General features: G+C 73.9%; 26 protein-coding genes. 7 read left to right on the forward strand and 19 right to left on the reverse strand.

Annotated features, from left to right (window positions below; all coding sequences use genetic code 11):
• Positions 1–24 precede the first annotated feature (24 nt).
• Together C1708_RS27940 and C1708_RS27945 are read right to left on the reverse strand one after the other, a co-directional pair.
• Positions 25–687, reverse strand: coding sequence for a response regulator transcription factor (locus C1708_RS27940; RefSeq protein WP_106415280.1), 663 nt, complete (start codon positions 685–687; stop codon positions 25–27).
• 14 nt (positions 688–701) lie between these two features.
• A complete protein-coding gene (locus C1708_RS27945) occupies positions 702–1,859 on the reverse strand; it encodes a sensor histidine kinase (RefSeq protein WP_106415281.1) in 1,158 nt (385 codons plus the stop codon).
• 107 nt (positions 1,860–1,966) lie between these two features.
• Here C1708_RS27945 and C1708_RS27950 point away from each other — a divergent pair, with 107 nt between their 5' ends.
• Together C1708_RS27950 and C1708_RS27955 are read left to right on the forward strand one after the other, a co-directional pair.
• The gene (locus tag C1708_RS27950; protein ID WP_106415282.1) at positions 1,967–2,887 is read left to right on the forward strand and encodes an ABC transporter ATP-binding protein; all 921 of its coding nucleotides are present in this window, start codon (positions 1,967–1,969) and stop codon (positions 2,885–2,887) included.
• A gap of 2 nt (positions 2,888–2,889) precedes the next feature.
• Positions 2,890–3,615 (forward strand): ABC transporter permease, encoded by a 726-nt coding sequence (locus tag C1708_RS27955; protein WP_106415283.1) that lies wholly within the window; start codon positions 2,890–2,892, stop codon positions 3,613–3,615.
• Positions 3,616–4,132: 517 nt separating this feature from the next.
• Here the strand turns inward: C1708_RS27955 and mug are convergent.
• From mug to C1708_RS27995, 7 genes are all read right to left on the reverse strand, one after another.
• Entirely contained in the window at positions 4,133–4,633 is a 501-nt protein-coding gene (mug, locus tag C1708_RS27965; protein WP_106415284.1) for a G/U mismatch-specific DNA glycosylase, read from the reverse strand.
• Positions 4,634–4,677: 44 nt separating this feature from the next.
• Complete coding sequence (gene purB / locus C1708_RS27970; protein WP_106415285.1) at positions 4,678–6,120, reverse strand: adenylosuccinate lyase; 1,443 nt, start codon at positions 6,118–6,120, stop codon at positions 4,678–4,680.
• A gap of 73 nt (positions 6,121–6,193) precedes the next feature.
• Positions 6,194–6,985 carry an SGNH/GDSL hydrolase family protein gene (locus C1708_RS27975; RefSeq protein ID WP_106415286.1) on the reverse strand — a complete coding sequence of 264 codons (792 nt, stop codon included), beginning with the start codon at positions 6,983–6,985 and terminating at the stop codon, positions 6,194–6,196.
• Between the two features lie 162 nt (positions 6,986–7,147).
• Positions 7,148–8,161, reverse strand: coding sequence for a hemolysin family protein (locus C1708_RS27980; RefSeq protein ID WP_106415287.1), 1,014 nt, complete (start codon positions 8,159–8,161; stop codon positions 7,148–7,150).
• Positions 8,158–9,540 (reverse strand): hemolysin family protein, encoded by a 1,383-nt coding sequence (locus C1708_RS27985; RefSeq protein ID WP_106415288.1) that lies wholly within the window; start codon positions 9,538–9,540, stop codon positions 8,158–8,160. Before C1708_RS27985 ends, C1708_RS27980 begins: the two co-directional genes overlap by 4 nt.
• Before the next feature lie 159 nt (positions 9,541–9,699).
• Positions 9,700–10,137, reverse strand: coding sequence for a GNAT family N-acetyltransferase (locus C1708_RS27990; RefSeq protein ID WP_106415289.1), 438 nt, complete (start codon positions 10,135–10,137; stop codon positions 9,700–9,702).
• A gap of 332 nt (positions 10,138–10,469) precedes the next feature.
• Positions 10,470–11,306: an ABC transporter ATP-binding protein gene (locus tag C1708_RS27995; protein ID WP_106416516.1), complete on the reverse strand. Its 837-nt coding sequence runs from the start codon at positions 11,304–11,306 to the stop codon at positions 10,470–10,472.
• Between the two features lie 197 nt (positions 11,307–11,503).
• Here C1708_RS27995 and C1708_RS28000 point away from each other — a divergent pair, with 197 nt between their 5' ends.
• A complete protein-coding gene (locus tag C1708_RS28000) occupies positions 11,504–11,743 on the forward strand; it encodes a toxin-antitoxin system HicB family antitoxin (protein ID WP_106415290.1) in 240 nt (79 codons plus the stop codon).
• Positions 11,744–11,746: 3 nt separating this feature from the next.
• Complete coding sequence (locus C1708_RS28005) at positions 11,747–12,121, forward strand: fic family toxin-antitoxin system, toxin component (RefSeq protein WP_106415291.1); 375 nt, start codon at positions 11,747–11,749, stop codon at positions 12,119–12,121.
• On the opposite strand, the gene C1708_RS28010 is transcribed toward C1708_RS28005, so the two are convergent.
• From C1708_RS28010 to bioB, 4 genes are read right to left on the reverse strand one after another with little or no spacing between them, the layout of a single operon-like run.
• The gene (locus tag C1708_RS28010; RefSeq protein ID WP_106415292.1) at positions 12,122–12,820 is read right to left on the reverse strand and encodes a class I SAM-dependent methyltransferase; all 699 of its coding nucleotides are present in this window, start codon (positions 12,818–12,820) and stop codon (positions 12,122–12,124) included. It abuts the gene before it with no gap.
• Between the two features lie 56 nt (positions 12,821–12,876).
• A complete protein-coding gene (gene bioD / locus C1708_RS28015) occupies positions 12,877–13,605 on the reverse strand; it encodes a dethiobiotin synthase (protein ID WP_106415293.1) in 729 nt (242 codons plus the stop codon).
• 1 nt (position 13,606) lies between these two features.
• Entirely contained in the window at positions 13,607–14,887 is a 1,281-nt protein-coding gene (locus C1708_RS28020) for an adenosylmethionine--8-amino-7-oxononanoate transaminase (protein WP_106415294.1), read from the reverse strand.
• The gene (gene bioB, locus C1708_RS28025) at positions 14,880–16,085 is read right to left on the reverse strand and encodes a biotin synthase BioB (RefSeq protein WP_106415295.1); all 1,206 of its coding nucleotides are present in this window, start codon (positions 16,083–16,085) and stop codon (positions 14,880–14,882) included. Before bioB ends, C1708_RS28020 begins: the two co-directional genes overlap by 8 nt.
• Before the next feature lie 147 nt (positions 16,086–16,232).
• Between bioB and C1708_RS28030 the strand changes: the two genes are divergently transcribed.
• On the forward strand, positions 16,233–17,360 hold the full coding sequence (locus tag C1708_RS28030) for an 8-amino-7-oxononanoate synthase (RefSeq protein WP_106415296.1): 1,128 nt from the start codon (positions 16,233–16,235) through the stop codon (positions 17,358–17,360).
• Positions 17,361–17,460: 100 nt separating this feature from the next.
• Here C1708_RS28030 and C1708_RS28035 read toward each other — a convergent pair whose 3' ends face one another.
• Together C1708_RS28035 and C1708_RS28040 are read right to left on the reverse strand one after the other, a co-directional pair.
• Positions 17,461–17,685, reverse strand: a complete 225-nt coding sequence (locus C1708_RS28035) for a DUF397 domain-containing protein (RefSeq protein ID WP_106415297.1) — start codon at positions 17,683–17,685, stop codon at positions 17,461–17,463.
• A gap of 9 nt (positions 17,686–17,694) precedes the next feature.
• Positions 17,695–18,555: a helix-turn-helix domain-containing protein gene (locus tag C1708_RS28040; RefSeq protein ID WP_106415298.1), complete on the reverse strand. Its 861-nt coding sequence runs from the start codon at positions 18,553–18,555 to the stop codon at positions 17,695–17,697.
• Positions 18,556–18,767: 212 nt separating this feature from the next.
• Between C1708_RS28040 and C1708_RS28045 the strand changes: the two genes are divergently transcribed.
• The gene (locus C1708_RS28045) at positions 18,768–19,241 is read left to right on the forward strand and encodes an ATP-binding protein (protein WP_106415299.1); all 474 of its coding nucleotides are present in this window, start codon (positions 18,768–18,770) and stop codon (positions 19,239–19,241) included.
• 185 nt (positions 19,242–19,426) lie between these two features.
• Here the strand turns inward: C1708_RS28045 and C1708_RS28050 are convergent, their stop codons facing one another.
• The 3 genes from C1708_RS28050 to C1708_RS28060 form a co-directional block, all read right to left on the reverse strand.
• Entirely contained in the window at positions 19,427–19,900 is a 474-nt protein-coding gene (locus C1708_RS28050) for a C40 family peptidase (protein ID WP_106415300.1), read from the reverse strand.
• A gap of 548 nt (positions 19,901–20,448) precedes the next feature.
• A complete protein-coding gene (locus tag C1708_RS28055; protein ID WP_106415301.1) occupies positions 20,449–20,754 on the reverse strand; it encodes a hypothetical protein in 306 nt (101 codons plus the stop codon).
• A gap of 7 nt (positions 20,755–20,761) precedes the next feature.
• A complete protein-coding gene (locus C1708_RS28060; RefSeq protein ID WP_106415302.1) occupies positions 20,762–21,397 on the reverse strand; it encodes an ATP-dependent Clp protease proteolytic subunit in 636 nt (211 codons plus the stop codon).
• A 64-nt stretch (positions 21,398–21,461) separates the two neighbouring features.
• On the opposite strand from C1708_RS28060, the gene C1708_RS28065 reads away from it, so the two are divergent.
• Complete coding sequence (locus tag C1708_RS28065; protein ID WP_106415303.1) at positions 21,462–21,749, forward strand: type II toxin-antitoxin system Phd/YefM family antitoxin; 288 nt, start codon at positions 21,462–21,464, stop codon at positions 21,747–21,749.
• Positions 21,750–21,815: 66 nt separating this feature from the next.
• Here the strand turns inward: C1708_RS28065 and C1708_RS28070 are convergent, their stop codons facing one another.
• Positions 21,816–22,538 (reverse strand): lysophospholipid acyltransferase family protein, encoded by a 723-nt coding sequence (locus C1708_RS28070; protein ID WP_106415304.1) that lies wholly within the window; start codon positions 22,536–22,538, stop codon positions 21,816–21,818.
• Between the last annotated feature and the right edge of the window lie 131 nt (positions 22,539–22,669).

Genomic DNA, 22,669 nt, shown 5'->3' on the forward strand with positions numbered 1-22,669 from the left:
GCACCCGGTCCCGACGCGGCCCGCTCAGCCCGGCGCCACGAACCCCGACTCGTACGCCGTGATCACCGCCTGCGTCCGGTCCCGCGCCCCCAGCTTCGCCAGCACGGAGCTCACGTGCGATTTCACCGTCTCGGTGCCGACCACGAGCCGCGCGGCGATCTCCGCGTTCGACAGTCCACGCGCCATCAGCCGCAGCACCTCGCCCTCCCGTTCGGTCAGCCGGGCGCGCTCCAGCCCGGCGCGGGCCGCGCGGTTCCCGCCGCCGTCGCCGTACTCGGCCGCCAGCTGCCGGACCGAGGCGGGGAACAGCAGCGACTCGCCCTCGGCGATCAGGCGCACCGCGTGCACGATCTCCGCGGGCCGGGCCCGCTTCAGCAGGAACCCGTCGGCCCCGGCGCGCAGCGCCTCGTACACGTACTCGTCGTTCTCGAAGGTGGTCACCACGAGGATCTTCGGCGGGTCGGGCACCGTCCGCAGCAATGCGCGCGTGGCCTCGATGCCGTCCAGCAGCGGCATCCGTACGTCCATGGCGACCACGTCCGGCCGCAACTGCCGCACCAGCGGGATCACTGCGGCCCCGTCGGCGGCCTCCCCGGCGACCTCGATGTCCGGTTGCGCCTCCAGCACGGCCCGGAGCCCGGCGCGCACCAGGGGTTCGTCGTCCACGAGGAGCACTCTGACCGGCATCCGCCCAGCGTAGATCAGCCCAGGGGCAGTTCGACCCGCACCCGCCAGTCGCCGTCGCCGTCCGGGCCGGTGCGCGCCCGGCCGCCCAGCAGCGCCGCCCGCTCCCGTATCCCGCGCAGCCCGCTGCCGCGGCCGGGGGCGGGCCGGTCGTCGGGCAGCGGGTTGCGCACCTCCAGGGTGAGCAGGCCGTCCGCGGCCGCCACCCGGACCCGGGCCGGCACCGCGCCCGCGTGTCTGAGCACGTTGGTCAGCGCCTCCTGGAGGATGCGGTAGCCCTCGCGGGAGACAGGGCCCGGCAGGGTCTCCAGCGGCCCGGTGACCTCGGCGTCGACCGCCGCCCCGGAGGCCCGCGCGGACTCCAGCAGCCGGTCGGCGTCGGTGAGCGTCGGCCGGGCGCTCGTGGGCCGCTCCGACTCGCGCAGCACGCCGAGCACCCGCTCCAGGTCCTCCAGGGCGGCCCGGCCGGTCTCCTCGATGGCCGTCAGGGCGCGTTCGGTGAACTCCGGACTGGACGCCGCGCGGGCGGCCCCCGCCTGCACGACGGCCACGGTCAGCGCGTGCCCGATGGAGTCGTGCAGCTCGCGCGCGATGCGGGTGCGCTCCAGCAACTGCTCCGTCCTCGCCTCCAGCGCGGCGAGCCGCTCGGCAGGTGAGGGGCCGAGCAGACGGCGCGCGGCGGCCGTGACGAGCGCCCCGATCCCCACGAGCGCCGCGTACAGCAGCACGAGGGGGAGCGGGACGAGCAGGGCGTAGGCCCAGTGGTGCGGGGCGTCCTCCAGCACCGGCACCCCGGCGGGCACCGTGCCGGCGGCCAGTTGTGCCAGGGAGACGGCCAGCAGGGGCAGCCACACCGTGACGATGCCCGTCGCCGTGGACAGGAGGATGCGCACCAGCATCCACAGCGAGGTGCGCGCCCGGTCCTGCCAGCAGGCCGACGGCTCCTCGGAGATCCCCGGGTCCGCCTCGCCGGGGGTGAGCAGCAACCGGGCCTGCACGCCCTCGCCCTTGCGCACCACGGCGACCAGCCCCAGCGGGACCAGCACGAGGGTCGGCGCCCACGGTGTGCTCGGATGGACGAGGATCCACACGCTGAACGGCAGCGCCGGCACCCACAGGTGCAGCAAGCGGGTGTACGTCGCCCCGTTCCGCAGCGGGCGCAGCAAACGGTTCACCGCGCCATCGTGCCAGCGCCCCCGTGGGGCCGCCTCCCCCGCCCGGGGGAGACGGTCCCCGCGCCCGGGGGAGGACCGCGCCCCCGTGCGACGGCCACGCTGGGGGCATGACCAGCATCGACGTCCGCGACCTCACCAAGGAGTACGGCACCGGACGAGCCGTCGACGACCTCACCTTCACCGTGCCCCCGGGCCGGGTCACCGGCTTCCTCGGCCCCAACGGCGCCGGCAAGTCCACCACCATGCGCCTGGTGCTCGGCCTGGACCACCCCACCTCCGGCTCGGCCACCCTCGGCGGTCACCCGTACGCGAGCCTGCGCGAACCCCTGCGAAGGGTGGGCGCGTTGCTCGACGCCGGCGCCGCGCACGGGGCCCGCACCGGCCGTGACCATCTGCGCGTCCTGGCGGCGACCCATCGCATCCCGGACCGCCGGGTGGACGAGGTACTGGAGGAGACCGGGCTGGGCCCGGCGGCCCGCCGCCGGGTGCGGACGTACTCGCTCGGCATGCGGCAGCGGCTCGGCATCGCCGCCGCGCTGCTCGGGGACCCGGAGGTGGTGATGCTCGACGAGCCGTCCAACGGCCTCGACCCGGAGGGCATCGTGTGGATCCGCGGCCTGCTGCGCCGGCTCGCGGACGAGGGGCGGACCGTGCTGGTGTCCAGTCACCTGATGAACGAGACCGCCGTGTTCGCCGACCACCTCGTCGTCCTCGGCCGGGGCCGGCTGCTCGCCGACACCTCCATGCGGGAGTTCATCGACGCGCGCGTGCGGCCCGCCGTGCGGGTGCGCAGCTCCGACCCGGACGCGCTGGAGCGCGCCCTGGCCCGCCACGGCCACCAGGCCGTACGCCACCCCGACGGCCACTGGACCGTGCCCGACGCGCGCGTGGACGACGTCGGACGCCTCGCCTCCGCCGAGGGGGTGCCGCTCCTCGAACTCACCGCCGACCAGGGCACGCTGGAGCAGGCCTACCTGGAACTGACCGCCGCCGAGACCGACTTCGCCGCCCAGCCCCAGGAGGCCTGACCGTGCCGTTCATCCCCGTGTTCCGCTCCGAGTGGCTCAAGATCCGCACCGTCCGCTCGCTGCTCGCGACCCTGTTCGTGCTGTTCGCGGTGACCACCGCGTTCTCCGCGCTGGCGGGCATGGACCCCGAGGACCCCGGCGCCGACCCGCTGCTCACCGCCCTGTCCGGCACCACCCTGGGGCAGATCGCCGCCATCGCCTTCGGCTCCCTGGCCGTGTCGGCGGAGTACCGCGAGGGCGCCGCCGTGCGGCTGTCGCTGACGGCGGTGCCGCGTCGCGGCCTGTGGTTCGCCGCCAAGGCGGCCGCCGTCGCCGTCGTCGTCCTGCTGGTGGCCCTGGTGACGTCCCTGGCGGCGCTCCTCGCGGGCCTGGCCGGACTGGGCGACGCCGCCGACGGCCTGAGCACGGCCGACCAGGTCCGCGGCGTGCTCGGCGGCGCCGTCTACCTCACGCTCATGGCCCTGTTCGCGGCCGGACTGGCGACGCTGCTGCGCAGCGGGGTGGCCACCCTGTCGGTGCTGATCCCGTTCATCCTGATCGTGTCCTTCGTGATCGGCGACGCGCTCGGCACCGTGGTCGACTTCATGCCGGACCGCGCCGGCCAGCCGGTGCTGCGCAGCGTGCCCGACGGAACGCTCGGCCCCTGGGCGGGACTCGCCGTCACCGCGTGCTGGACGGCCGCCGCCCTGCTGGCCGGGGCGTGGCGGCTGCGGCGGTACGACGCCTGAGAGGTCACCGGCCGGCCCCGCCGCACTGCCAGTGGCGGTGGGGCCGGCCGGAGCCGTGGACCTCGCCCGGCACGTCGCCCTCATCGACGAGCTGTGCTTCCGTCCCTTCCCGGCGGAGCACGGCCCGCCGGACGCCGGCCTCCCGGGACCGGGCCACCGCGTCGCCGTGCCGGAGTCCGGCGACCGCCCGGACCTCGGTCCGGCGAGCCGGGCGGCGACGGCGGACCGGTTCGAGAAGGCCCGCGACGCGGTGTACGAACTGCTCGCCTCCCGCTGGGACGGCACCGGTCCGTACCGCCTGCGGACGGTGCGACTGCGCGGGGAGCGGGAGGGGACACCCGAGACGTGGGCCCGGCCCGGTCACCACGCGGGCGTCGCCCGGCTGCGGGAGGCGCGGGGGACCGGCCGCTGGGCCGCGGCCGCGCTCGCCGAGCTGGAGGCGGACGACGCGGTGCGGTCGCCGGCCGTGGTCACGCGGACGGCCCCGCCCCGGGGGCGGCCCCTCCCCGAGGGGCCGTCACTCCTGCTCCGCCGCCTCCCGCAGCCGCGCGAACTCCTCCGCGAGCGTCGTCGGCGTCCAGTGCGCGTTCAGCCCGCTGGGGTTGGGCAGCACCCACACCCGGGACTCGCCGATCGTCCGCGTCTGCGGCCCGACCTTCGCCGTGCGGTCGTCGAACGCCACGCGGTACGCGGTCACGCCCAGCACGGCCAGCCAGCGCGGACGCAGCCGGGCCACCTTCACCGCGAGCTCCCGCCCGCCCTCCCGGTACTCCTCGGCGGTCAGCTCGTCGGCCCGCGCGGTCGCCCGCGCCACCACGTTGGTGATGCCGAGCCCGTACGACAGCAGCTCGTGCTGCTCCGACGGCGGCAGCTGTCGCGGGGTGAAACCGGAGCGGTGCAGGGCGGGCCAGAAGCGGTTGCCGGGGCGGGCGAAGTGGTGGCCCGTCGCGGCCGTCATCAGGCCCGGGTTGATGCCGCAGAACAGCACCCGCAGACCGTCCGCGACCAGGTCCGGCACGAGACGGTCGCGGGCGGCCTCCAGCTCCTCCCGGGTGAAGCGCCTCAGAGGATCGCCCCGGGGGTGTAGCCGGCGGCCTCCGGGTGCTGCTTCACGATCTCCTCGATCCGGGCGACCACGGTGGCGACCTGGTCGCTCGCGGCGCCGGTGAAGGACAGCTTGTCCGCCATCAGCTCCTCGAGACCGGCGCGGTCCAACGGCAGCCGCTCGTCGGCGGCGAGCTTGTCGAGCAGGTCGTTGCGCTCGGCGCCCTGCTCCCGCATGGCGAGCGCGGTGGCCACGGCGTTCTCCTTGATCGCCTCGTGGGCGACCTCACGGCCGACACCGGCGCGGACCGCGCCCATGAGCACCTTGGTGGTGGCGAGGAACGGCAGGTAGCGGTCCAGCTCGCGGGCCACGACCGCCGGGAAGGCGCCGAACTCGTCGAGCACGGTCAGGAACGTCTCCAGCAGGCCGTCGAGCGCGAAGAAGGCGTCCGGCAGCGCGACCCGGCGCACCACCGAGCAGGACACGTCGCCCTCGTTCCACTGGTCGCCCGCCAGCTCGCCGGTCATCGAGGCGTAGCCGCGCAGGACGACCATCAGGCCGTTGACCCGCTCGCAGGAGCGCGTGTTCATCTTGTGCGGCATCGCGGACGAGCCGACCTGGCCGGGCTTGAAGCCCTCGGTGACCAGCTCGTGCCCCGCCATCAGCCGGATCGTCTTCGCCAGCGAGGACGGCGCGGCGGCCAGGTGCACCAGCGCGGTGACGACCTCGTAGTCCAGGGAACGCGGGTAGACCTGGCCGACGCTGGTGAACGCCTGGGAGAAGCCCAGGTGGCCGGCGACCCGCCGCTCCAGCTCGGCCAGCTTGGCGGTGTCCCCGCCGAGCAGGTCCAGCATGTCCTGCGCGGTGCCGACCGGGCCCTTGACGCCGCGCAGCGGGTAGCGGCCCAGCAGCTCCTCCAGCCGCCCGTACGCCACCAGCAGCTCGTCGGCGGCGGTCGCGAACCGCTTGCCGAGGGTGGTGGCCTGCGCGGCCACGTTGTGCGAGCGGCCGGCCATGACCAGCTCGCCGTACTCCCCGGCGAGCTTGCCGAGGCGGGCCAGCACGGCCACCGTGCGGTTCCGCATCAGCTCCAGCGACAGCCGGACCTGCAGCTGCTCGACGTTCTCGGTGAGGTCGCGGGAGGTCATGCCCTTGTGCACGTGCTCGTGCCCGGCGAGGTCGTTGAACTCCTCGATCCGCGCCTTCACGTCGTGGCGGGTGACCTTCTCGCGCTCGGCGACCGAGGCCAGGTCGACGGTGTCGAGGACGCGCTCGTAGTCGGCGATCGCCGCGTCGGGCACCTCGATCCCGAGGTCCTTCTGGGCCCGCAGCACGGCGAGCCAGAGCTGCCGCTCGAGCCTCACCTTCTGCTCGGGCGACCAGAGCGTGGCGAGCTCGGCGGAGGCGTAGCGTCCGGCGAGGACGTTCGGGATACGGGGCTTGGCAGGCGCAGCAGTCACGTACAGGGAGTCTACTGGCGATTCGTGCAGGCCCGCGCCGCGGGGTGACCTGGAGGAACGTACAAGGGAGCGACTACGCCGTCTCGTACGGCAGCAGCTCCGGGCGCTTGGGCGGCAGGCCGTCGCCCGAGGAGCGGCCGGTGAGCCGGCGGCCGATCCACGGCAGCAGGTGCTGCCGGGCGAACCGGGCGTCCGCGACCCGCCGCGCCACCCAGTGCGGCGGCAGCGTCGCCTCCGGGGGCAGATGCCACTCGGGGTCCTCCGCCGGGTAGCCGAGCGTCTGCCACACCGCCTCCGCGACCCTGCGGTGCCCCTCGGCGGTCAGGTGCAGCCGGTCCACGTCCCACAGCCGGGGGTCGCCGAGCGCGGGCGCCGCGTACAGGTCGACCACCAGCGCGTCGTGCCGCGCGGCGAGCTCGTCGATGCAGGCGAACAGCGCCTCCATGCGGGGGCGGAAGCGCTCCAGCACGGGTCCGCGGCGGCCGGGGCTGCGCATCAGGACGAGCTGCTTGCAGTTCGGGGCCAGCCGCTCGACGGCCTCGGTGAGCAGGTCCCGTACCCGCCCCATGTCGCACTTGGGGCGCAGGGTGTCGTTGAGGCCGCCGACCAAGGTGATCACGTCGGCTCCCATGGCGGCCGCCCGGTCCACCTGCTCGTCGACGATCTGCTGGATCAGCTTGCCGCGCACCGCGAGGTTGGCGTACCGGAAACCGGGTGCCGCGGCCGCCATCCGGGCGGCGAGCAGGTCCGCCCAGCCGCGGTAGGTGCCGTCGGGCAGCAGGTCCGACATGCCTTCGGTGAAGGAGTCGCCCAGAGCGACGAGGCTGGTGTGGGCGGGGGCGCTGGAAGTGGGGTTCGTCTGCATGGCGACAGAAATGGTAGCCCCTGGCACATACCCGCTGGTCGGTCGCCTTGCCGACCGCGGGAGAGGCCGGCTCCCACACGTCCGGAAGAACCGGCTCCCTCGCGCCCGGAAGGCCGGCTTCCCGCGCCCGGAAGGCCGGCTTCCCGCGTCCGGGGGAACCGCTCAGGTCCGCTGCCCGAACAGCTCCCGCAGCACGTCCTCCATCGTCACCAGCCCCGCCAGCCGCCCGTCCGTCCCGAGCACGGCCGCCAGATGCGCCCGGCTGCCCCGCATCGCGGTGAGCACGTCGTCCATCGGCGTGTTCTCCCGGATCCGGGCGATGGGCCGCATGTCCCGCAGCCGGAACGGCATGTCCCGCGGCGAGGCGTCCAAAGCGTCCTTGACGTGCAGATAGCCGACGATCCGCCGCTGCTCGTCCACCACCGGGAACCGCGAGAAACCGGACTCCGCCGCGAGCCGCTCCAGCTCCTCCGGCGTGACGCCCAGGCGCGCGTAGACCACCCGCTCCAGCGGCATCACCACGTCCCGCACCGGACGACGGCCCAGCTCCAGCGCGTCGTTGAGCCGCTCACGGGCCCGGTCGTCGATCAGACCCGCCTCGCCGGAGTCCTTCACGATCTGCGCCAGCTCGGCGTCCGAGAAGGACGCGGCCACCTCGTCCCGCGTCTCCACCCGCAACAGCCTCAGCAGCGTGTTCGCGAAGGCGTTCACGGTGAAGATCACCGGGCGCAGCGCGCGGGACAGCGCCACCAGCGGCGGCCCCAGCATCAGCGCGCTGCGCACCGGCTCCGCGAGCGCGATGTTCTTCGGCACCATCTCCCCGAGCAGCATGTGCAGGTACGTGGCGAGGGTCAGCGCGATCACGAAGGACACCGCGTGTCCGGCACCCTCGGGGAAGCCCACCGCGTGGAACACCGGTTCCAGCAGATGGGCGATGGCGGGCTCGGCGACGATGCCGAGGACCAGGGTGCACAGCGTGATGCCCAGCTGCGCGGCCGCCATCAGCTGGGACACGTGCTCCAGGCCCCACAGCACCCGCTTGGCGCGCCGGTCGCCCTCGTCGGCGTACGGCTCGATCTGGCTGCGGCGCACCGAGATCAGGGCGAACTCCGCGCCGACGAAGAAGGCGTTGGCGACCAGAGTGGCCAGGCCGATCAGCAGTTGCACGGCGGTCATCGGCGGGCCCCCGGGTCGTCGTGGACACCGGCGGACGCGGATCCGTCACCGTCCGGCCGTGCGGTCCGGGCGTCGTCGCGGGGCGCGCGCAGCAGCACGCGCGCCGCGCGGCGGCCGGAGGCGTCCGCGACCTCCAGCCGCCAGCCGGCCACCTCGAGGGAGTCACCGGCCTCCGGGATCCGGCCCAGCTCGGCGGCCACCAGGCCGGCCAGCGTCTCGTACGGCCCCTCGGGGGCGCGCAGCCCGACCCGCGCCAGCTGGTCCAGGCGCGCGGAGCCGTCGGCGGAGAACAGCTCGCGGCCCGCCTCGTCGGTGCCGGTGCGGGCCAGGTCGGGCGTCTCGTGCGGGTCGTGCTCGTCGATGACCTCGCCGACGACCTCCTCCACGATGTCCTCCAGGGTGGCCACCCCCGCCGTGCCGCCGTACTCGTCGATGACGACCGCCATGGTGCGGCGGCCGGACAGCCGGTCCAGCAGCCGGTCGACGGTGAGCGACCCGGGCACCAGCAGCGGTTCGCGCATCAGCTCCGACACGGGCACCTCGGGGCGGCGCCCGGCGGGCAGCGCGAGCACGTCCTTGACGTGCGCCGTGCCGACGACCGAGTCCAGCGTCCCGCGGTAGACGGGGAACCGGGACAGCCCGGTCGCCCGGGTCGCGTTCGCCACGTCCTCGCAGGTCGCGCTCTCCTCCAGGGCGATGACCTGGACGCGGGGCGTCATCACGTTCTCCGCGGTCAGGCCGGCGAGGTTCAGCGTGCGGACGAACAGCTCCGCGGTGTCCGGCTCCAGGGCGCCCTCCTTGGCGGAGTGCCGGGCCAGCGCGGCCAGCTCCTGCGGGCTGCGCGCGGACTCCAGCTCCTCGGCCGGCTCCAGTCCGATGCGGCGCACCATCCGGTTGGCCGAGTTGTTCAGATGGGTGATGAACGGGCGGAACGCGGCGCTGAACCAGCGCTGCGCGTTGCCCGCCCGCTTGGCGATCGCCAGCGGCGAGGAGATCGCCCAGTTCTTCGGCACCAGCTCGCCGACCACCATCAGGAACACCGTCGACAGGCCCGTGCCGATCACCAGCGCCAGCGAGCGCGCCACGGAGCCGGAGACGCCGATGTCCCGCAGCGGGCCCGTGATCAACGCGGCGATCGACGGCTCGGCCAGCATGCCGACCACCAGGTTGGTGACGGTGATGCCGAGCTGAGCCCCGGAGAGCTGGAAGGTCAGGCTGCGGACGGCCTTGAGCGCGCCGGCCGCGCCGCGCTCGCCGCGCTCCACCGCCCGCTCCAGGTCGGAGCGCTCGACCGTGGTCAGGGAGAACTCGGCGGCCACGAACACCCCGCACAGGAGCGACAGCAGGATCGCCGCCAGCAGGAGGAGCACTTCGGTCATCGGGGGGTCACCTCCGTCCCATCGTCGGACAGGACGGGATCGGACGCGCGATGTCGGCAACCGGAGGCGGGCCCACGGGCGGAGACACAACCTTTCATGGAGGACCGAGTGGCCCTCACGGGGCAAAGGATGGGCAAAGTCCGGCCGGCGGACCGTGGATCACCCGGTCAGGGGCTTCACCCAGCGCCGCCACCGTTCCTCCGCCGCATACCCCGCCGCGGCCCACGCATGATGGGCGGTCTCGTTGCGCTGCAGCACCATCGCGTCAGCGCGGCGCCCGCCGAGCGTCACGAACCGCTCCTCGGCGGCGGCCAGCAGCGCCGTGGCGATCCCCCGGCGGCGGTGCTCCGGGTGCACCGCCAGGCGGTACAGGTGGCAGCGCCACCCGTCGAAGCCCGCGATCACCGTGCCGACCAGCTCGCCGTCCCGCTCGGCGAGGATCAGCGCCTCGGGGTCGCGGGCGACCAGCAGCTCCACGCCGCCCCGGTCGTCGCTGATGCTCGTGCCCTCGGCGGACGTCTTCCAGAAGGCCAGCACCGCGTCGAGGTCGTCGGGGCCGGCGGCCCGGGTCCGCAGTGCGCTCGGCAGTTCACTCATACGCCCGATCCCAGCACGGCGGACCGGCCGTGAGCACGGAGTTCCACGATGCGGACCGGCCGCGCGAAGGGCCCGCGCGCGTGGCGCACTCATGGACGACGGTCTCCCGCACGTTCGTCCGCGACGCCCGCGGCGCCGGTGATCTCCGGCGGGAACGGCATGAAGGCGGCGTTCCGGATCACGAAGCCCGCGCCCGGCGTCTTGTCGGCCTGCTCGTCGGGGGACCGCGACATCGGGGCGCCGGCCACCGGCGCCCCGCCGGCCGGGGCCGGCCCGGCCGTCAGCGTGGCGGGTGCGCGAGGAAGCCGCGCGGGGTGGCCTTCAGCGCGCCGTCAGTCCTCCTCGCCGCCCGGCGACGCGACGCCGCCACCGGACGCGCCCGGCTCCGTCGCCGCGCGCACGACGTCGAACCGCTTCATCCGTTCCAGGACCGACTCCGCCGTGGGCCGTCGCATCTCGTCCACGATGCGGCCGTCCGCCAGGAACAGGACCAGGTCGGAGTGGGCGGCGGCGCCGGGGTCGTGGGTGACCATGACCACCGTCTGGCCCAGCCGGTCCACCGCCTCCCGCAGGAAGCCCAGCACCTCGAGGCCGGCCCGCGAGTCGAGGTTGCCGGTCGGCTCGTCGGCGAAGATCAGCTCGGGCCGGGAGGCCAGGGCGCGCGCGCAGGCCACCCGCTGCTGCTGGCCGCCCGACAGTTGCGCGGGCCGGTGCTTCAGCCGGTCGCGCAGACCGAGCGTGTCGACGACCCGGTCCAGCCACTCCTCGTCGGGCTTCCGTCCGGCGATGCCCATGGGCAGGGTGATGTTCTCCCGCGCGTTCAGCGTGGGGATCAGGTTGAACGACTGGAACATGAACCCGACGCGGTCCCGCCGCAGCCGGGTCAGCTCACGGTCCCTCAGCCCGGTGATCTCGGTGTCGCCGAGCCACACCTGGCCGGCCGAGACGGTGTCCAGCCCTGCCAGACAGTGCATCAGCGTGGACTTCCCGGAGCCCGACGGCCCCATCACGGCGGTGAAGCGCCCGCGTGCGATGTCCACGTCCACCGAGTCGAGGGCGGTCACCGCCGTCTCGCCCGAGCCGTACGCCTTGGTCAGACCGCGGGCGCGGGCCGCGGTTCCGTCGGCCGACGCGAGGCCCGGGGTGTGCTCCGCAGCGGGTGTGGACAAGGCCGCCTCCTCGGTGTGGACAACCGGGTCGAGCATGTCGCGCCGACGGTAAGGCCGCCCGGCGCGCCCGGGACATCCCCCGTGAGTGCCGGACCGTCTCCGCCCCAGGTCTGGTCCCGGACTCCGATGTAAGGGACACGTGAGCTCGCGCGCCGGCTCCCTTGCCGCTGCTAGCGTCGCGGCGCTAGCTTCGAGGTATGGCGAAGACTCAGCTGAACGTGCGCGTGGACGAGGGCACCGCCCGCGCGGCCCGGGAGCGTGCCCTGGCGCGAGGCATCAGCGTCAACCGCTACATCGAGGAACTGGTCCGGCAGGACACCGGCGAGTCCGGACGCGCCTTCGTCGAGGCCGCCGCCGACTTCATGAAGCAGTACGAGAGCGTCTTCGCCGAGGAGTTCGGCAGGGACCGCGAGGGCGTGCGCGAAGGCCGCCGCTGACCCTTGGACCACGTACGCATCGACCTCGCCTGGCTGCTCATGCTCGCCGAGCGGCAGACCCCCGGCGACCCCCAGGTCACCGACTGGGGCGCCCTCGTCGCCGCCGTCGCCCGTCATGACGCCGAGATATTCGACGTCCCCGTCTACGACACCCCGCACAGCCGCGCCGCCGCGCTGCTCCAGCTGCTGATCCACGTCCCCGCGCTGGAGCGCTCCAACGCGCTCTTCGCCTCCGCCGTCGCGTACGCCTACCTGGTCGCCAGCGGGCTGAAGGTCGTCACCTCGCCCGAACAGGTGCGCGACCTGGCCCGCCTGGTCAAGACGGGGGACGCGGACGTCGACGCCATCGCGGCCGAACTGCGCCGCTGGTGCGCCTGATCACCCGCCCTCGGCCCTCGCGTCGGCGAGGGGCCGCCACGCGGTGCCGATGACGCAGAACGACTGCGGCAGCGCGGGCCCGTTCCCGGGGATCGTCATGCGCCGGTAGGGGCCCAGTTCGAAGCCCGCCTCGCGCAGCGCCCCGACCGGCTCGCGGGACAGATGGCAGCCGCCCGCCAGCGGCGGCCACACCGTGCGGTCCAGCGCCCGCTGGGTCGCGCGCATGACCCGTCCGCCGCCCGCGCCGTGCTCGAAGAACCGCACCTCGCCACCGGGCCGCAGCACGCGCCGCACCTCCGCGAGCGCCCGCCGCACGTCCCGCACGCTGCACAGCACCAGCGACAGCACCGCCGCGTCGAACGCCTCGCTCTTGACGGGCAGCGCCTCCGCCACCCCGGGCGCCACGTCCACCGGCATCCCCGCCCGCAGCGCCGCCTCCACGGCCAGCGCGCGCAGCGCCCGCTCCGGCTCCATGGCGACGACCTCCGAGACGGTGCCCGGGTAGTGGGCGAAGTTCAGGCCGTTGCCCGCGCCGACCTCGATCACCCGCCCGGACAGGCCGCGGAGCAGCCCGCGCCGTACGTCCGCCATCCCGCGGCTCTCGGCGGCGGCGCTGCAGCGGGCGTACCAGCGGGCGAAGACCGGGTGGTGCACGGGATCCCGCACCGCCTGCGCGGAGCGGGGGGACCGCACCTGCATCGGGACCTCCCCGGGTCGGGCCTACGGCGATTCTCCCCGTCGGCCCGCCCGGCGAATCACCGTGTGCGGGCCGGCGCCTCGCGCGTGTGGAACGCCTCCGCGTCCCAGGTGCCCTCGAGCCGGGGCGCGAGCCAGTGCGGGGCGGCCGCCCGGAAGGCGGCCGGGTCCAGGCGTCCCGCGCCCTCGGGGACGGCGCCCAGCAGCGGGACGCCGGTGACGTCCGGCAGGTCCAGCAGGTTGCAGCGCTCCGCCAGACCGGGGTCCGCCGGCCAGCTTCCGATCACCACCCCCACCGGCTCCAGCCCGCGCCCGCGCAGTTCCCGGACCGTCAGCTCCGTGACGTTGAGGGTGCCCAGTGCGGCGGACGCCACCACCAGGACCGGCGCGCGCAGCAGGTCCGCCGCGTCCGCCAGCGTCCCGCCGGCCGCGTCGAACCGGACCAGCAGGCCGCCCGCGCCCTCCACCAGCACCAGGTCGTGCTCGGTGGCCAGCTTGGCGGCTCCTTCGGCGATCTCGTGCGGGTGCACGGGCGCCCGGCCCGCCCGGCGGGCCGCCGTGCCGGGCGCCAGCGGCTCGGGATAGCGGGCCAGCTCGGCCGGTGTGACCGGCCCGGCCAGCCGCGCGGCCTCCGCCGCGTCCCCGGGCTCATCCGGGCCCACGCCCGTCTGCGCGGCCTTGAGCACCGCCACCGAACGGCCGCCCGCCAGCGCCGTCGCGGCGACCGCGGCCGTCACCACGGTCTTGCCCACCTCGGTGTTCGTGCCCGTCACCACCAGTACCGGCATGTCATCCCTCCTTCGCCGCCGCGCACACCGCGCGGGCGATCCGCGCGACGTCCGCGTCACCCGTGACGTACGGCGGCATCGTGTACACCAGATCGCGGAACGGCCGCAGCCAGACGCCCTCCCGCACCGCCGCCCGGGTGGCCGCGGCCAGGTCGACATCGTGATCGAGCTGGACGACCCCGATCGCTCCCAGCACCCGTACGTCCCGCACCCCGGGCAGCCCGGCGGCCTCCGCCAGCCCTTCGCGCAGCCCCGACTCGATGCGCTCGACCTCCGCGCGCCAGTCCTGCCCGAGCAGCAACTCGACGGAGGCGCAGGCCACGGCCGCCGCCAGGGGGTTGCCCATGAAGGTCGGGCCGTGCGCCAGCACCGGCACCTCGCCCCGCGAGATGCCCTCGGCCACCCGCGAGGCGCACAGGGTCGCCGCCATCGTGAGGTAACCGCCGGTCAGCGCCTTGCCCACACACATCACGTCCGGCGACACGGCCGCGTGCTCCGCCGCGAAGAGCGTGCCCGTGCGGCCGAACCCGGTGGCGATCTCGTCGAAGACCAGCAGCACGTCGTGCTCGTCGCACGCCTCCCGCAGCACCCGCAGATACGCGGGGGAGTGGAACCGCATCCCGCCCGCACCCTGCACCACCGGTTCCACGATCACCGCGGCCAGTTCACGGGCGTGCCGCCCGACCAGCTCCCGCAGGTGGCCGGCGTACCCCTCCTCGTACGGGCCGGGCGGGGCGTCGGCGAACACCTGGCGCGGCAGCACCCCGGACCACAGGTCGTGCATCCCGCCGTCCGGGTCGCACACCGACATCGGGTGCCAGGTGTCGCCGTGGTAGCCGCCCCGCCAGGTGAGCAACCGCCGCTTCTCGGGGCGGCCCAGCGAACGCCAGTACTGCAGGCACATCTTGACCGCGACCTCGACCGACACCGACCCCGAGTCGGCCAGGAAGACGTGCTCCAGGCCGTCCGGCGACATGTCGACGAGGAGCTTCGCGAGCCGTACGGCGGGCTCGTGCGTGAGCCCGCCGAACATCACGTGGCTCATCCGGCCGAGCTGGTCACGGGCGGCCTCGTTGAGCACCGGGTGGTTGTAGCCGTGGATCGCCGACCACCAGGACGACATGCCGTCGACCAGCTCGCCCGACCCGTCGGCGAGGGTCAGCCGGACACCGCTCGCCGACGCGACGACGAGCGGCTCCTGACGCCCCGGCATGGGCCCGTACGGATGCCACACGTGCCGCCGGTCGAGCTCCAGCAGCGCGGCGACGGACGGGTCAGGCATTGGGCGCGAGGTCCGTTCCCGCGCCCCGGCGGCGCACGGCCACCAGGTCGGGACGCGGCTCGTCCGCCGAGGCGGCGGGGGCGGACGTGCCGGAGGGGGCCGTCCCGCAGACGCCGCCGCTCTCGTGGGAGCCGCAGCCGCCGCCCGCGTGGGTACCGCAGCCGGTCCCGTCGTGCGCGCCGCACCCCGCACCCGTCCGGTGTCCGGGCAGGGTGACCTCTCCGGCGCCCTCCACCTCGAACCCGGCGTCCGCGATCATCTCCAGGTCCGCCTTGCCGGCCTGGCCCTCGCTGGTGAGGTAGTCGCCGAGGAAGATCGAGTTGGCCAGGTGCAGCGCGAGCGGCTGCATCGTGCGCAGATGCACCTCGCGGCCGCCGGCGATCCGCACCTCGACGTCCGGACAGACGAACCGCACCATCGCCAGGATGCGCAGGCAGCGCTGCGGGGTGAGGTTCCACTCCTTGGCGAGCGGGGTGCCCTCGAACGGGATCAGGAAGTTGACCGGCACCGAGTCCGGGTCCAGCTCGCGCAGCGAGAACACCACGTCGACCAGGTCCTCGTCGGTCTCGCCCATGCCCGCGATCAGCCCGGAACAGGCGGACAGACCGGCCGCGTGCGCCTTGCGCACCGTGTCGACCCGGTCGGCGTAGGTGTGCGTGGTCGTGATCTCCCCGTACGTCGACTCGGACGTGTTGAGGTTGTGGTTGTAGGCGTCCGCGCCCGCCTCGCGCAGCCGCTCCGCCTGGCCGTCCGAGAGCAGGCCCAGGCAGGCGCACACCTCGACGTCCTGGTTCTGCTCCTTGATCGCCCTGATGGTGTCGGACACCCGGTCCACGTCCCGGTCCGTCGGGCCGCGCCCGCTGGCCACCAGGCACACCCGCTTCGCGCCGCCGGCCAGACCCGCGGCGGCCGCCCGGGACGCCTCGTCCGGCTTCAGCCAGGTGTACTTGAGGATGTCGGCCTTGGAACCGAGCCGCTGGGAGCAGTAGGAACAGTCCTCCGGACACAGCCCGGACTTGAGGTTGACCAGATAGTTGAGTTTCACCCGGCGGCCGAACCAGTGCCTGCGCACCTTCCCGGCCGCGGCCACCACGTCGAGCAGGTCGTCGTCGGACGTCGCGAGGACGGCCAGCGCCTCGGCCCGTGTCGGCGTCTCGCGTCGAAGCCCTTTGTCCACCAGCGTGTTCAGCAGGTCCATGGGAGCCGATCCTGTCCTACCGGGGCCGTCCTGGCCAAGGAGACCCCGGACAACAGAGCCGTCCGGCGGTGTGGGTATCACCACACCGTGGCGGGAACGTCCTGCCGCTAATGTCTGTGCACTGTCCACGAAATCCCCGGAGGACCCATGGCGTTCGGCTGGATCGACGAGCAGGCGGAACTGCGCCGCAGGGCCGGGCTCGTCCGCACCCTGCGCCCCCGGCCGGCAGGCACGCCGCTCCTCGACCTGGCGAGCAACGACTACCTCGGCCTCGCCCGCCACCCCGAGGTCACCGAGGGGGCCGCGCGGGCGGCACGCACCTGGGGCGGCGGCGCGACCGGCTCCCGACTGGTCACCGGCACCACGGAACTGCACGCCGAACTCGAGCGCGAACTGGCCGGCTTCTGCGGCTTCGAGGCCGCCCTGGTCTTCTCCTCCGGCTACGCGGCCAACCTCGCCGCCGTCACCGCCCTGGCCCCGCACGGCTCGCTGATCGTCTCCGACGCGGGCAACCACGCCTCGCTGATCGACGGCTGCCGGCTGGCCCGGGGCGCGACGCAGGTGGTGGCCCACCGCGACCCGGACGCCGTGCGCAAGGCGCTGGACGGTCACGCGGGCCCGGCCGTGGCGGTGTCGGACACGGTGTTCTCGGTGGACGGCGACGCCGCGCCGCTCGCCGCGCTGGCCCAGGCGTGCCGGGAGCACGGCGCGGGTCTGGTGCTCGACGACGCGCACGGGCTCGGCGTGCTGGGCGACGGCGGCCGGGGCGCCCCGCACGCGGCGGGGATCGCGGGCGACGGGGACGTCGTCGTGACGGTGACGCTGTCCAAGTCGCTCGGCAGCCAGGGCGGGGCGGTGCTGGGTCCGGCCCGGGTGATCGGCCATCTGGTCAACGCGGCGCGGACGTTCATCTTCGACACCGGTCTCGCCCCCGCGGCGGCGGGCGCGGCCCTGGCGGCGCTGCGGCTGCTGCGCCGCGAGCCGGGACGTGCGGCGCGGGCGGCCGAGGTCGCGCGCGAACTGCACACCCGGCTGACGGCCGCGGGTCTGGAAGCGGTGCGTCCGGACGCCGCGGTCGTCTCCGTGCGCGCTCCCTCCCCGGAGCAGGCCGTGCGTTGGGCGGCCGACTGCCGGACGGCCGGTCTGTCCGTGGGCTGCTTCCGTCCTCCTTCCGTTCCCGACGGCATCTCACGGCTCAGACTGACCGCCCGGGCGGACCTGTCCGGGGCGGAGATCGAACGCGCTGTACGGGTGATCGGCGAAACGCGGCCATGAGTCGGCGGGGCACGGCCGTGCGTCGCGCGAGGCACGGATGACCGGTCGGACCGGCTGAACCGGCCGGACGGTCCGGATCAGGGACGAGGACGGGGCCGGATCAGTGGACCGCCGTCAGGAAACGCGCCCAGGCGTCAGGGGTGAAGAGCAGCGCGGGCCCGTCCGGGGCCTTGCTGTCACGCACGGCGAGCAGTCCGGCCGGCGGGCCGGCGGTCGGCCGGGCCGTCTCCACACAGTTGTTCGCCCCCGTGCTGTAGCTGCTGCGCAGCCACCGCACGCCGCGCAGGGCGAGGCTGGACGGGATGGTCCGAGGCGGTGCGGGCATCGTGCCTCCTTACGCGCCGGCCGCTGTGCCGGCGATGAATTCCGACGATTCCTCGGGTGAGAGGGCGTGGCTCGCCAGGGCCTCGAAGGCCTCCGAGTACGCCCGGAGGTCTTCTTTCCGTTCCAGGTAGTGACTAGTCGTCAGATGGTCGTGGACCACTACATCCAGGTCAGAAGTGCGCGGAAATGAAAAGATGACGAAAGGCCCCGTGACGCCGATGTGCGCGCCCGCGCTGAACGGCAGCACCTGCAGCCGGACTTGAGGCAGCCGGGACGCCTCGACCAGCCGGTTCAGCTGGCGTGACATCACCTCGGGGCCGCCCACCTCCCGGCGCAGCACGGCCTCGTCCAGCACCGCCCACAGCTCCAGCGGCGGCTCGGCCCGCAGCACGTCCTGCCGCGCCAGCCGCACCTCCACGAGGGCGTCGAGCCGCTCCTCCGACGCGCCCTCCAGGGCGGCCTCCGTCACCGCCCGCGCGTACTCGGGTGTCTGCAGCAGCCCGGGGACGACGGTGGTCTCCAGGGTGCGCATCGCGCTCGCCTGCGACTCCAGACTGATGAAGTCCCGGTAGGTCGGGGGCAGCACACCGCGGTACGCGTGCCACCAGTGGTGCCGTCCGTCGCCGTCGCCGGTGCCCGACAGCACCAGCAGCAACTCCCGCAACTGCGGGTCGTGCACGCCGTAGGCGTCGAGAAGCAACCGCACGTCGGCCGGTTTCACCCCGCTCGTGCCCGTCTCGATCCGGCTCACCTTCGACTGGTGCCAGCCCGCCAGCCGGGCCGCGTCGCCGCTCGTGAGCCCGGCCGCGATGCGCAGCGCGCGCAGTTCGGCGCCCAGTTTCCTGCGGCGCACCGCGGGGCCGTGCTGCATGGGCCTCTCCTTACCCCTTCCGGGCCGCCCGGACACGGTCTCCCGTCGCAGAGTTCACCGCTTTGAGCGACAGATATATGCATATGTTGGTGGATCGCCGCGCGGCACCCTGTGGTGATGGCAGTCTGGCGACGAAGCACCAGTGCGGGACCGTACTCGAACCAGCCGCTCCGTGTCGGACTGCGGTCCCGTGGGAAAGGGACGACGTCGCCATGGCAGACCACCTGGAAGCATCCGTCACTCTGCCGAGCGATCCCGCCTCGGTCTCCGCCGCGCGGGCCCATGCGGTCGGCACGCTGGCGGGATGGGGGCTGCCGCCGGACGCCGAACTCTGCGACACCGTACGGCTCATCGTCTCCGAGCTGGCCACGAACGCGGTACAGCACACCTTCGGGCAGTCGCCCACGTTCACGGTGGACGTCGTCCTGGTCCGGGAGGAGCGGGTGCACATCGGGGTGACGGACAGCCATCCCCGGTTCCCGAAACGCCTCCCGGCGGCGGTGCAGCAGGACAACGGGCGCGGTCTGGTCATCATCCGCTGGCTGACCGCGGAATGCGGCGGCCGCCTGAGGATCCGCCCCACCCGCGAGGGCGGCAAGACGGTCGCCGTCGAACTCCCGTGGCCGGGCGCCGCCCCCGGCCGGCCCGCGGAGACGGTCATCGCCGCGGCTCCGCAGGAACCGTGACGTCGCGTCACGGGCGGCGGGGCGGCCGGGGAGGCTCCGGGAGGCGTCGTGCGGGGTCCGGGGCGTGTCGTCCTGAGGACGGCGCCGTGCGGGCCCCTGTGCGGGATGCCACGCGGGCGTCGGGCCCGCGTGGCCGGTCGCGGCTCGGCGGCGGCGCTCCCGCGGGCGCCGGCCGCCTCCGCCCGTCACTTCACGCGGCCGTACCAGACGCTCTTGGTCCAGATCTTCTGCAGCCGCACCACGTCCCCGGTCTTCGGCGCGTGCCAGATCTTGTTATTACCCGCGTAGATCCCGACGTGGTAGACGTAGCTGCCCGAGTGGAAGAACACCAGGTCTCCGACCTTCCGGCTGCTCTTGGAGATGTGGCGCGTCTTGTTGTACTGCTGGGCGGCCGTGCGGGGGAGCTTCTTCCCCACCTTCTTGAACGAGTACAGCGTCAGGCCCGAGCAGTCGAACCGGTTCGGTCCGGTCGCCCCCCACTGGTACGGCGCCCCCTTCTTGGACGCCGCGACCTTCAGGGCCTTGGTGCCCACGGTCGCCGCCGCGGCCTCCCCGGCCGCTCCCGGAACCACGATGGAGCCGCCCACGGCGGCGAGGGTGAGGGCCGAGGCCGTGCCGGCCCGGGCCATGAGAGACGGGACACGATTGAGCGCACTCATGCGCAACCCTTCGTCAGCCGCCTGTGAAGGATGACCTGTCGGATTCGGGCTGGCGAAGTAGCCCGGCCGCTCACGCGGCTTCACCCCAAGGACCGCTCGGTGCGCGCGTTGCTCGCGTACCGGCGACCCGTCGTGCCTGGGTCCTCCACTCCTGCCGATCCACTCCTGTCGACCGGTCATCCGGGCGGCGGCAGGACTCGGCGTCCGCCCGGATCGCCCCGCCGCGGCGGCGGGGTCTTGTCGTCAGTCAGGGATCTTGGCTCATGAGGTGGTCGATTTCCCAATGGAACGGGGGGTTTGTGTTGTTACTCACCACTCAGCCGTTCAGGTGGACAGCCGTCCGTTCGAGTCACCGTCAAGAGGGCGCGGGAGGCCAGGACCAGCGGTGGAATGGTCAGTTCCGCCCATCGGAGGGGCCCGGGCGTGCAAGTTCGACAGCCCGAAAACAGGAGGTTCGTCTACGCCGGATGGGGGTAAGCCGTTCGGTCCGTTTCAACTCGTCGCGGGGCGCGTCGCCGGGCGGGCCCGTCGCTCCGGGCCCGCTTCCGTCAACTCCCCGCCTGCGGCGGCAGCGTGACCCTGGCCGTACGCCGCTCGCCGTCCAGCACCCGCAGGGCGCGCGCCAGGGTCTCGGCGTGCAGCTCGGTCTCACCCCGCCGGTGCATCAGGGTCAGCGCGTCGCGCAGCGCGACCGCCGTGCCGACCAGCGCCTGGGCCGCGCGCAGGCTCCGGTAGGTGTCGCCGCCCTGGGCCGGGTTGACCCGGCCCAGCAGGTCGACGACCTCCAGGTAACGGTCGATCAGCTCGGCCTCCGCCCGGGTCAGCGCGGGCAGCGGCGGCAGTTCCGGCAGCATCCGCGGCTCACCTCGCGCCGGTCGCGGTGCGGGCGGCCCGGTGGTGCGGCACGATCCGGTCGGCGAGGCCGTAGTCCACGGCGGCCTGCGCGTCGAGCACCAGGTCCCGCTCCAGATCCGCCCGCACCCGGTCCACGGGCCGGCCGGTGTGCCGGGCCAGCATCTCCTCCGTGCGGGCCCTGACGCGGGCCAGCTCGTCGGCCTGGGCCGCCAGGTCGCTCGTCCTGCCCTCCACCGGCTCCGGGAGTGCGGGCTGACGGAGCACCAGGCGGGAGCCGGGCAGCACGTACCGCTTGCCCGGGGCGCCCGCGGCCAGCAGCAGCGCGGCCGTCCCCTCGGCGCGGCCCAGGCAGACCGTCTCGACGTCGCAGGTGACGTACGTCAGGGTGTCGTGCAGCGCGGACATGGCGTGGAAGGGGCCGCCGGGGGAGTTGACGTACAGCGAGATGTCGCGGTCCGGGGCGCGATGCTCCAGGTACACGAGCTGGGCCGTCACGTCGGTGGCCGCGGTCTCGTCGATCCGCGTCCCCAGGACGACGATCCGCTCCTCCAGCAGCCGCGCGTACGGGTCGGACGTCCGGTGCCCGGACGCCGTGCGTGCGGTGAACTCGGGCAGGACCTGGCGGGCGGGCGGTCGCGTCATGGTGCCCTCCTGTCTCGTTGTCTGTAAAAAATGTACAGGACGTACGTGACGTTATGATGGTCCCATGGCTTACGAGATTCCGGTGACCCAGGCCAGGGCCGAGCTCGCCGACCTGATCAACCGCGTGGTGTACGGCGGTGAGCGGGTTGTCGTGACCCGGCACGGGAAGCCGCTCGTCGCCCTCGTCTCCGCCGATGACCTGCGACGACTCGACGAACTGAAGGATGCGCCGGACCCGGCGGAGGAACCGGTGATCAGCACGGTGGCCGGCGTCCGCGAGGTCGCGTCCGCTGCCCGCGAACACCACCGCTTCGGCATCGCGGCGGAACACAGGGGCGCGGCCGGCTCGTGACGCCGGCCGCCACGGCGGTGAGGGGCGGCCGGAACGCTCCGGCCGCCCCTCACCCGGGTCCGGCGCTCACCGCAGCGGCATGCGCGGCGCGCGCCGCCTCTCCGCCTCGCGTCCGGCCTCCGCGGCCTTCACGTCGGCCGCGTACCGGTCGACGTACTCCTGCCCGGAGAGGGAGAGGATGGCGTACATGATCTCGTCCGTGACGGCGCGCAGGATCGCCTTCTCGTTCTCCATGCCCGCGTAGCGCGAGAAGTCCAGCGGCTCGCCGAAGCGGATCACCACCGGGTGGACGCGGGGGATCTTACGGCCGGGCGGCTGCGCCTCGAACGTGCCGATCATCGCGCAGGGGACCACCGGGACGCCCGCCTTGAGCGCCATCGCCGCCACGCCGACCTTGCCCTTGTAGAGGCGGCCGTCGTGCGAGCGGGTGCCCTCCGGGTAGATGCCGAGCAGTTCCCCCTTGCTCAGCACCCCGAGGCCCTCGCGGATCGCCGCCTGACCGGCCTCCTTGCCGGAGCGGTCGACGGGGATCTGCCCCGCGCTGTGGAAGAAGAACGCCGTCAGCCGTCCCTTGAGGCCGGGACCGGTGAAGTACTCGGCCTTGGCGAGGAAGGTGATGCGCCGCTTCAGCACGGCCGGCATCAGGAAGTGGTCCGAGAACGACAGGTGGTTCCCCGCCACGATCGCGGCGCCGGAGGACGGGACGTGCTCGAGGCCCTCGATCCGGGGCCGGAAGACCAGTCTGAGCAGCGGACCCAACAGCACATATTTGAGCAGGTTGTAGAACAAAAGCACGCTCCTCGACTCTGGGAAACGACGGGGTCGCCGCGTTCCAGCAGGTCATCCGGCACGTAGTGAACCGCCAGTCTAGAACCGGGCGGCGGACCCCGGCAGCAGGTTCGACGGGAACCGGAACGCAC

The organism is Streptomyces sp. DH-12 (assembly GCF_002899455.1).
In the GTDB taxonomy this organism is placed as follows: Bacteria; Actinomycetota; Actinomycetes; order Streptomycetales; family Streptomycetaceae; genus Streptomyces.

Coding starts and splice junctions, on each gene's coding strand:
- C1708_RS27940 (WP_106415280.1), bottom strand. CDS start 687: ATGCCGGTCAGAGTGCTCCTCGTGGACGACGAACCCCTGGTGCGCGCC.
- C1708_RS27950 (WP_106415282.1), top strand. CDS start 1,967: ATGACCAGCATCGACGTCCGCGACCTCACCAAGGAGTACGGCACCGGA.
- C1708_RS27975 (WP_106415286.1), bottom strand. CDS start 6,985: ATGCAGACGAACCCCACTTCCAGCGCCCCCGCCCACACCAGCCTCGTC.
- C1708_RS27980 (WP_106415287.1), bottom strand. CDS start 8,161: ATGACCGCCGTGCAACTGCTGATCGGCCTGGCCACTCTGGTCGCCAAC.
- C1708_RS27985 (WP_106415288.1), bottom strand. CDS start 9,540: ATGACCGAAGTGCTCCTCCTGCTGGCGGCGATCCTGCTGTCGCTCCTG.
- C1708_RS27990 (WP_106415289.1), bottom strand. CDS start 10,137: ATGAGTGAACTGCCGAGCGCACTGCGGACCCGGGCCGCCGGCCCCGAC.
- C1708_RS28000 (WP_106415290.1), top strand. CDS start 11,504: ATGGCGAAGACTCAGCTGAACGTGCGCGTGGACGAGGGCACCGCCCGC.
- C1708_RS28010 (WP_106415292.1), bottom strand. CDS start 12,820: ATGCAGGTGCGGTCCCCCCGCTCCGCGCAGGCGGTGCGGGATCCCGTG.
- bioD (WP_106415293.1), bottom strand. CDS start 13,605: ATGCCGGTACTGGTGGTGACGGGCACGAACACCGAGGTGGGCAAGACC.
- C1708_RS28020 (WP_106415294.1), bottom strand. CDS start 14,887: ATGCCTGACCCGTCCGTCGCCGCGCTGCTGGAGCTCGACCGGCGGCAC.
- bioB (WP_106415295.1), bottom strand. CDS start 16,085: ATGGACCTGCTGAACACGCTGGTGGACAAAGGGCTTCGACGCGAGACG.
- C1708_RS28030 (WP_106415296.1), top strand. CDS start 16,233: ATGGCGTTCGGCTGGATCGACGAGCAGGCGGAACTGCGCCGCAGGGCC.
- C1708_RS28035 (WP_106415297.1), bottom strand. CDS start 17,685: ATGCCCGCACCGCCTCGGACCATCCCGTCCAGCCTCGCCCTGCGCGGC.
- C1708_RS28040 (WP_106415298.1), bottom strand. CDS start 18,555: ATGCAGCACGGCCCCGCGGTGCGCCGCAGGAAACTGGGCGCCGAACTG.
- C1708_RS28045 (WP_106415299.1), top strand. CDS start 18,768: ATGGCAGACCACCTGGAAGCATCCGTCACTCTGCCGAGCGATCCCGCC.
- C1708_RS28050 (WP_106415300.1), bottom strand. CDS start 19,900: ATGAGTGCGCTCAATCGTGTCCCGTCTCTCATGGCCCGGGCCGGCACG.
- C1708_RS28055 (WP_106415301.1), bottom strand. CDS start 20,754: ATGCTGCCGGAACTGCCGCCGCTGCCCGCGCTGACCCGGGCGGAGGCC.
- C1708_RS28060 (WP_106415302.1), bottom strand. CDS start 21,397: ATGACGCGACCGCCCGCCCGCCAGGTCCTGCCCGAGTTCACCGCACGC.
- C1708_RS28065 (WP_106415303.1), top strand. CDS start 21,462: ATGGCTTACGAGATTCCGGTGACCCAGGCCAGGGCCGAGCTCGCCGAC.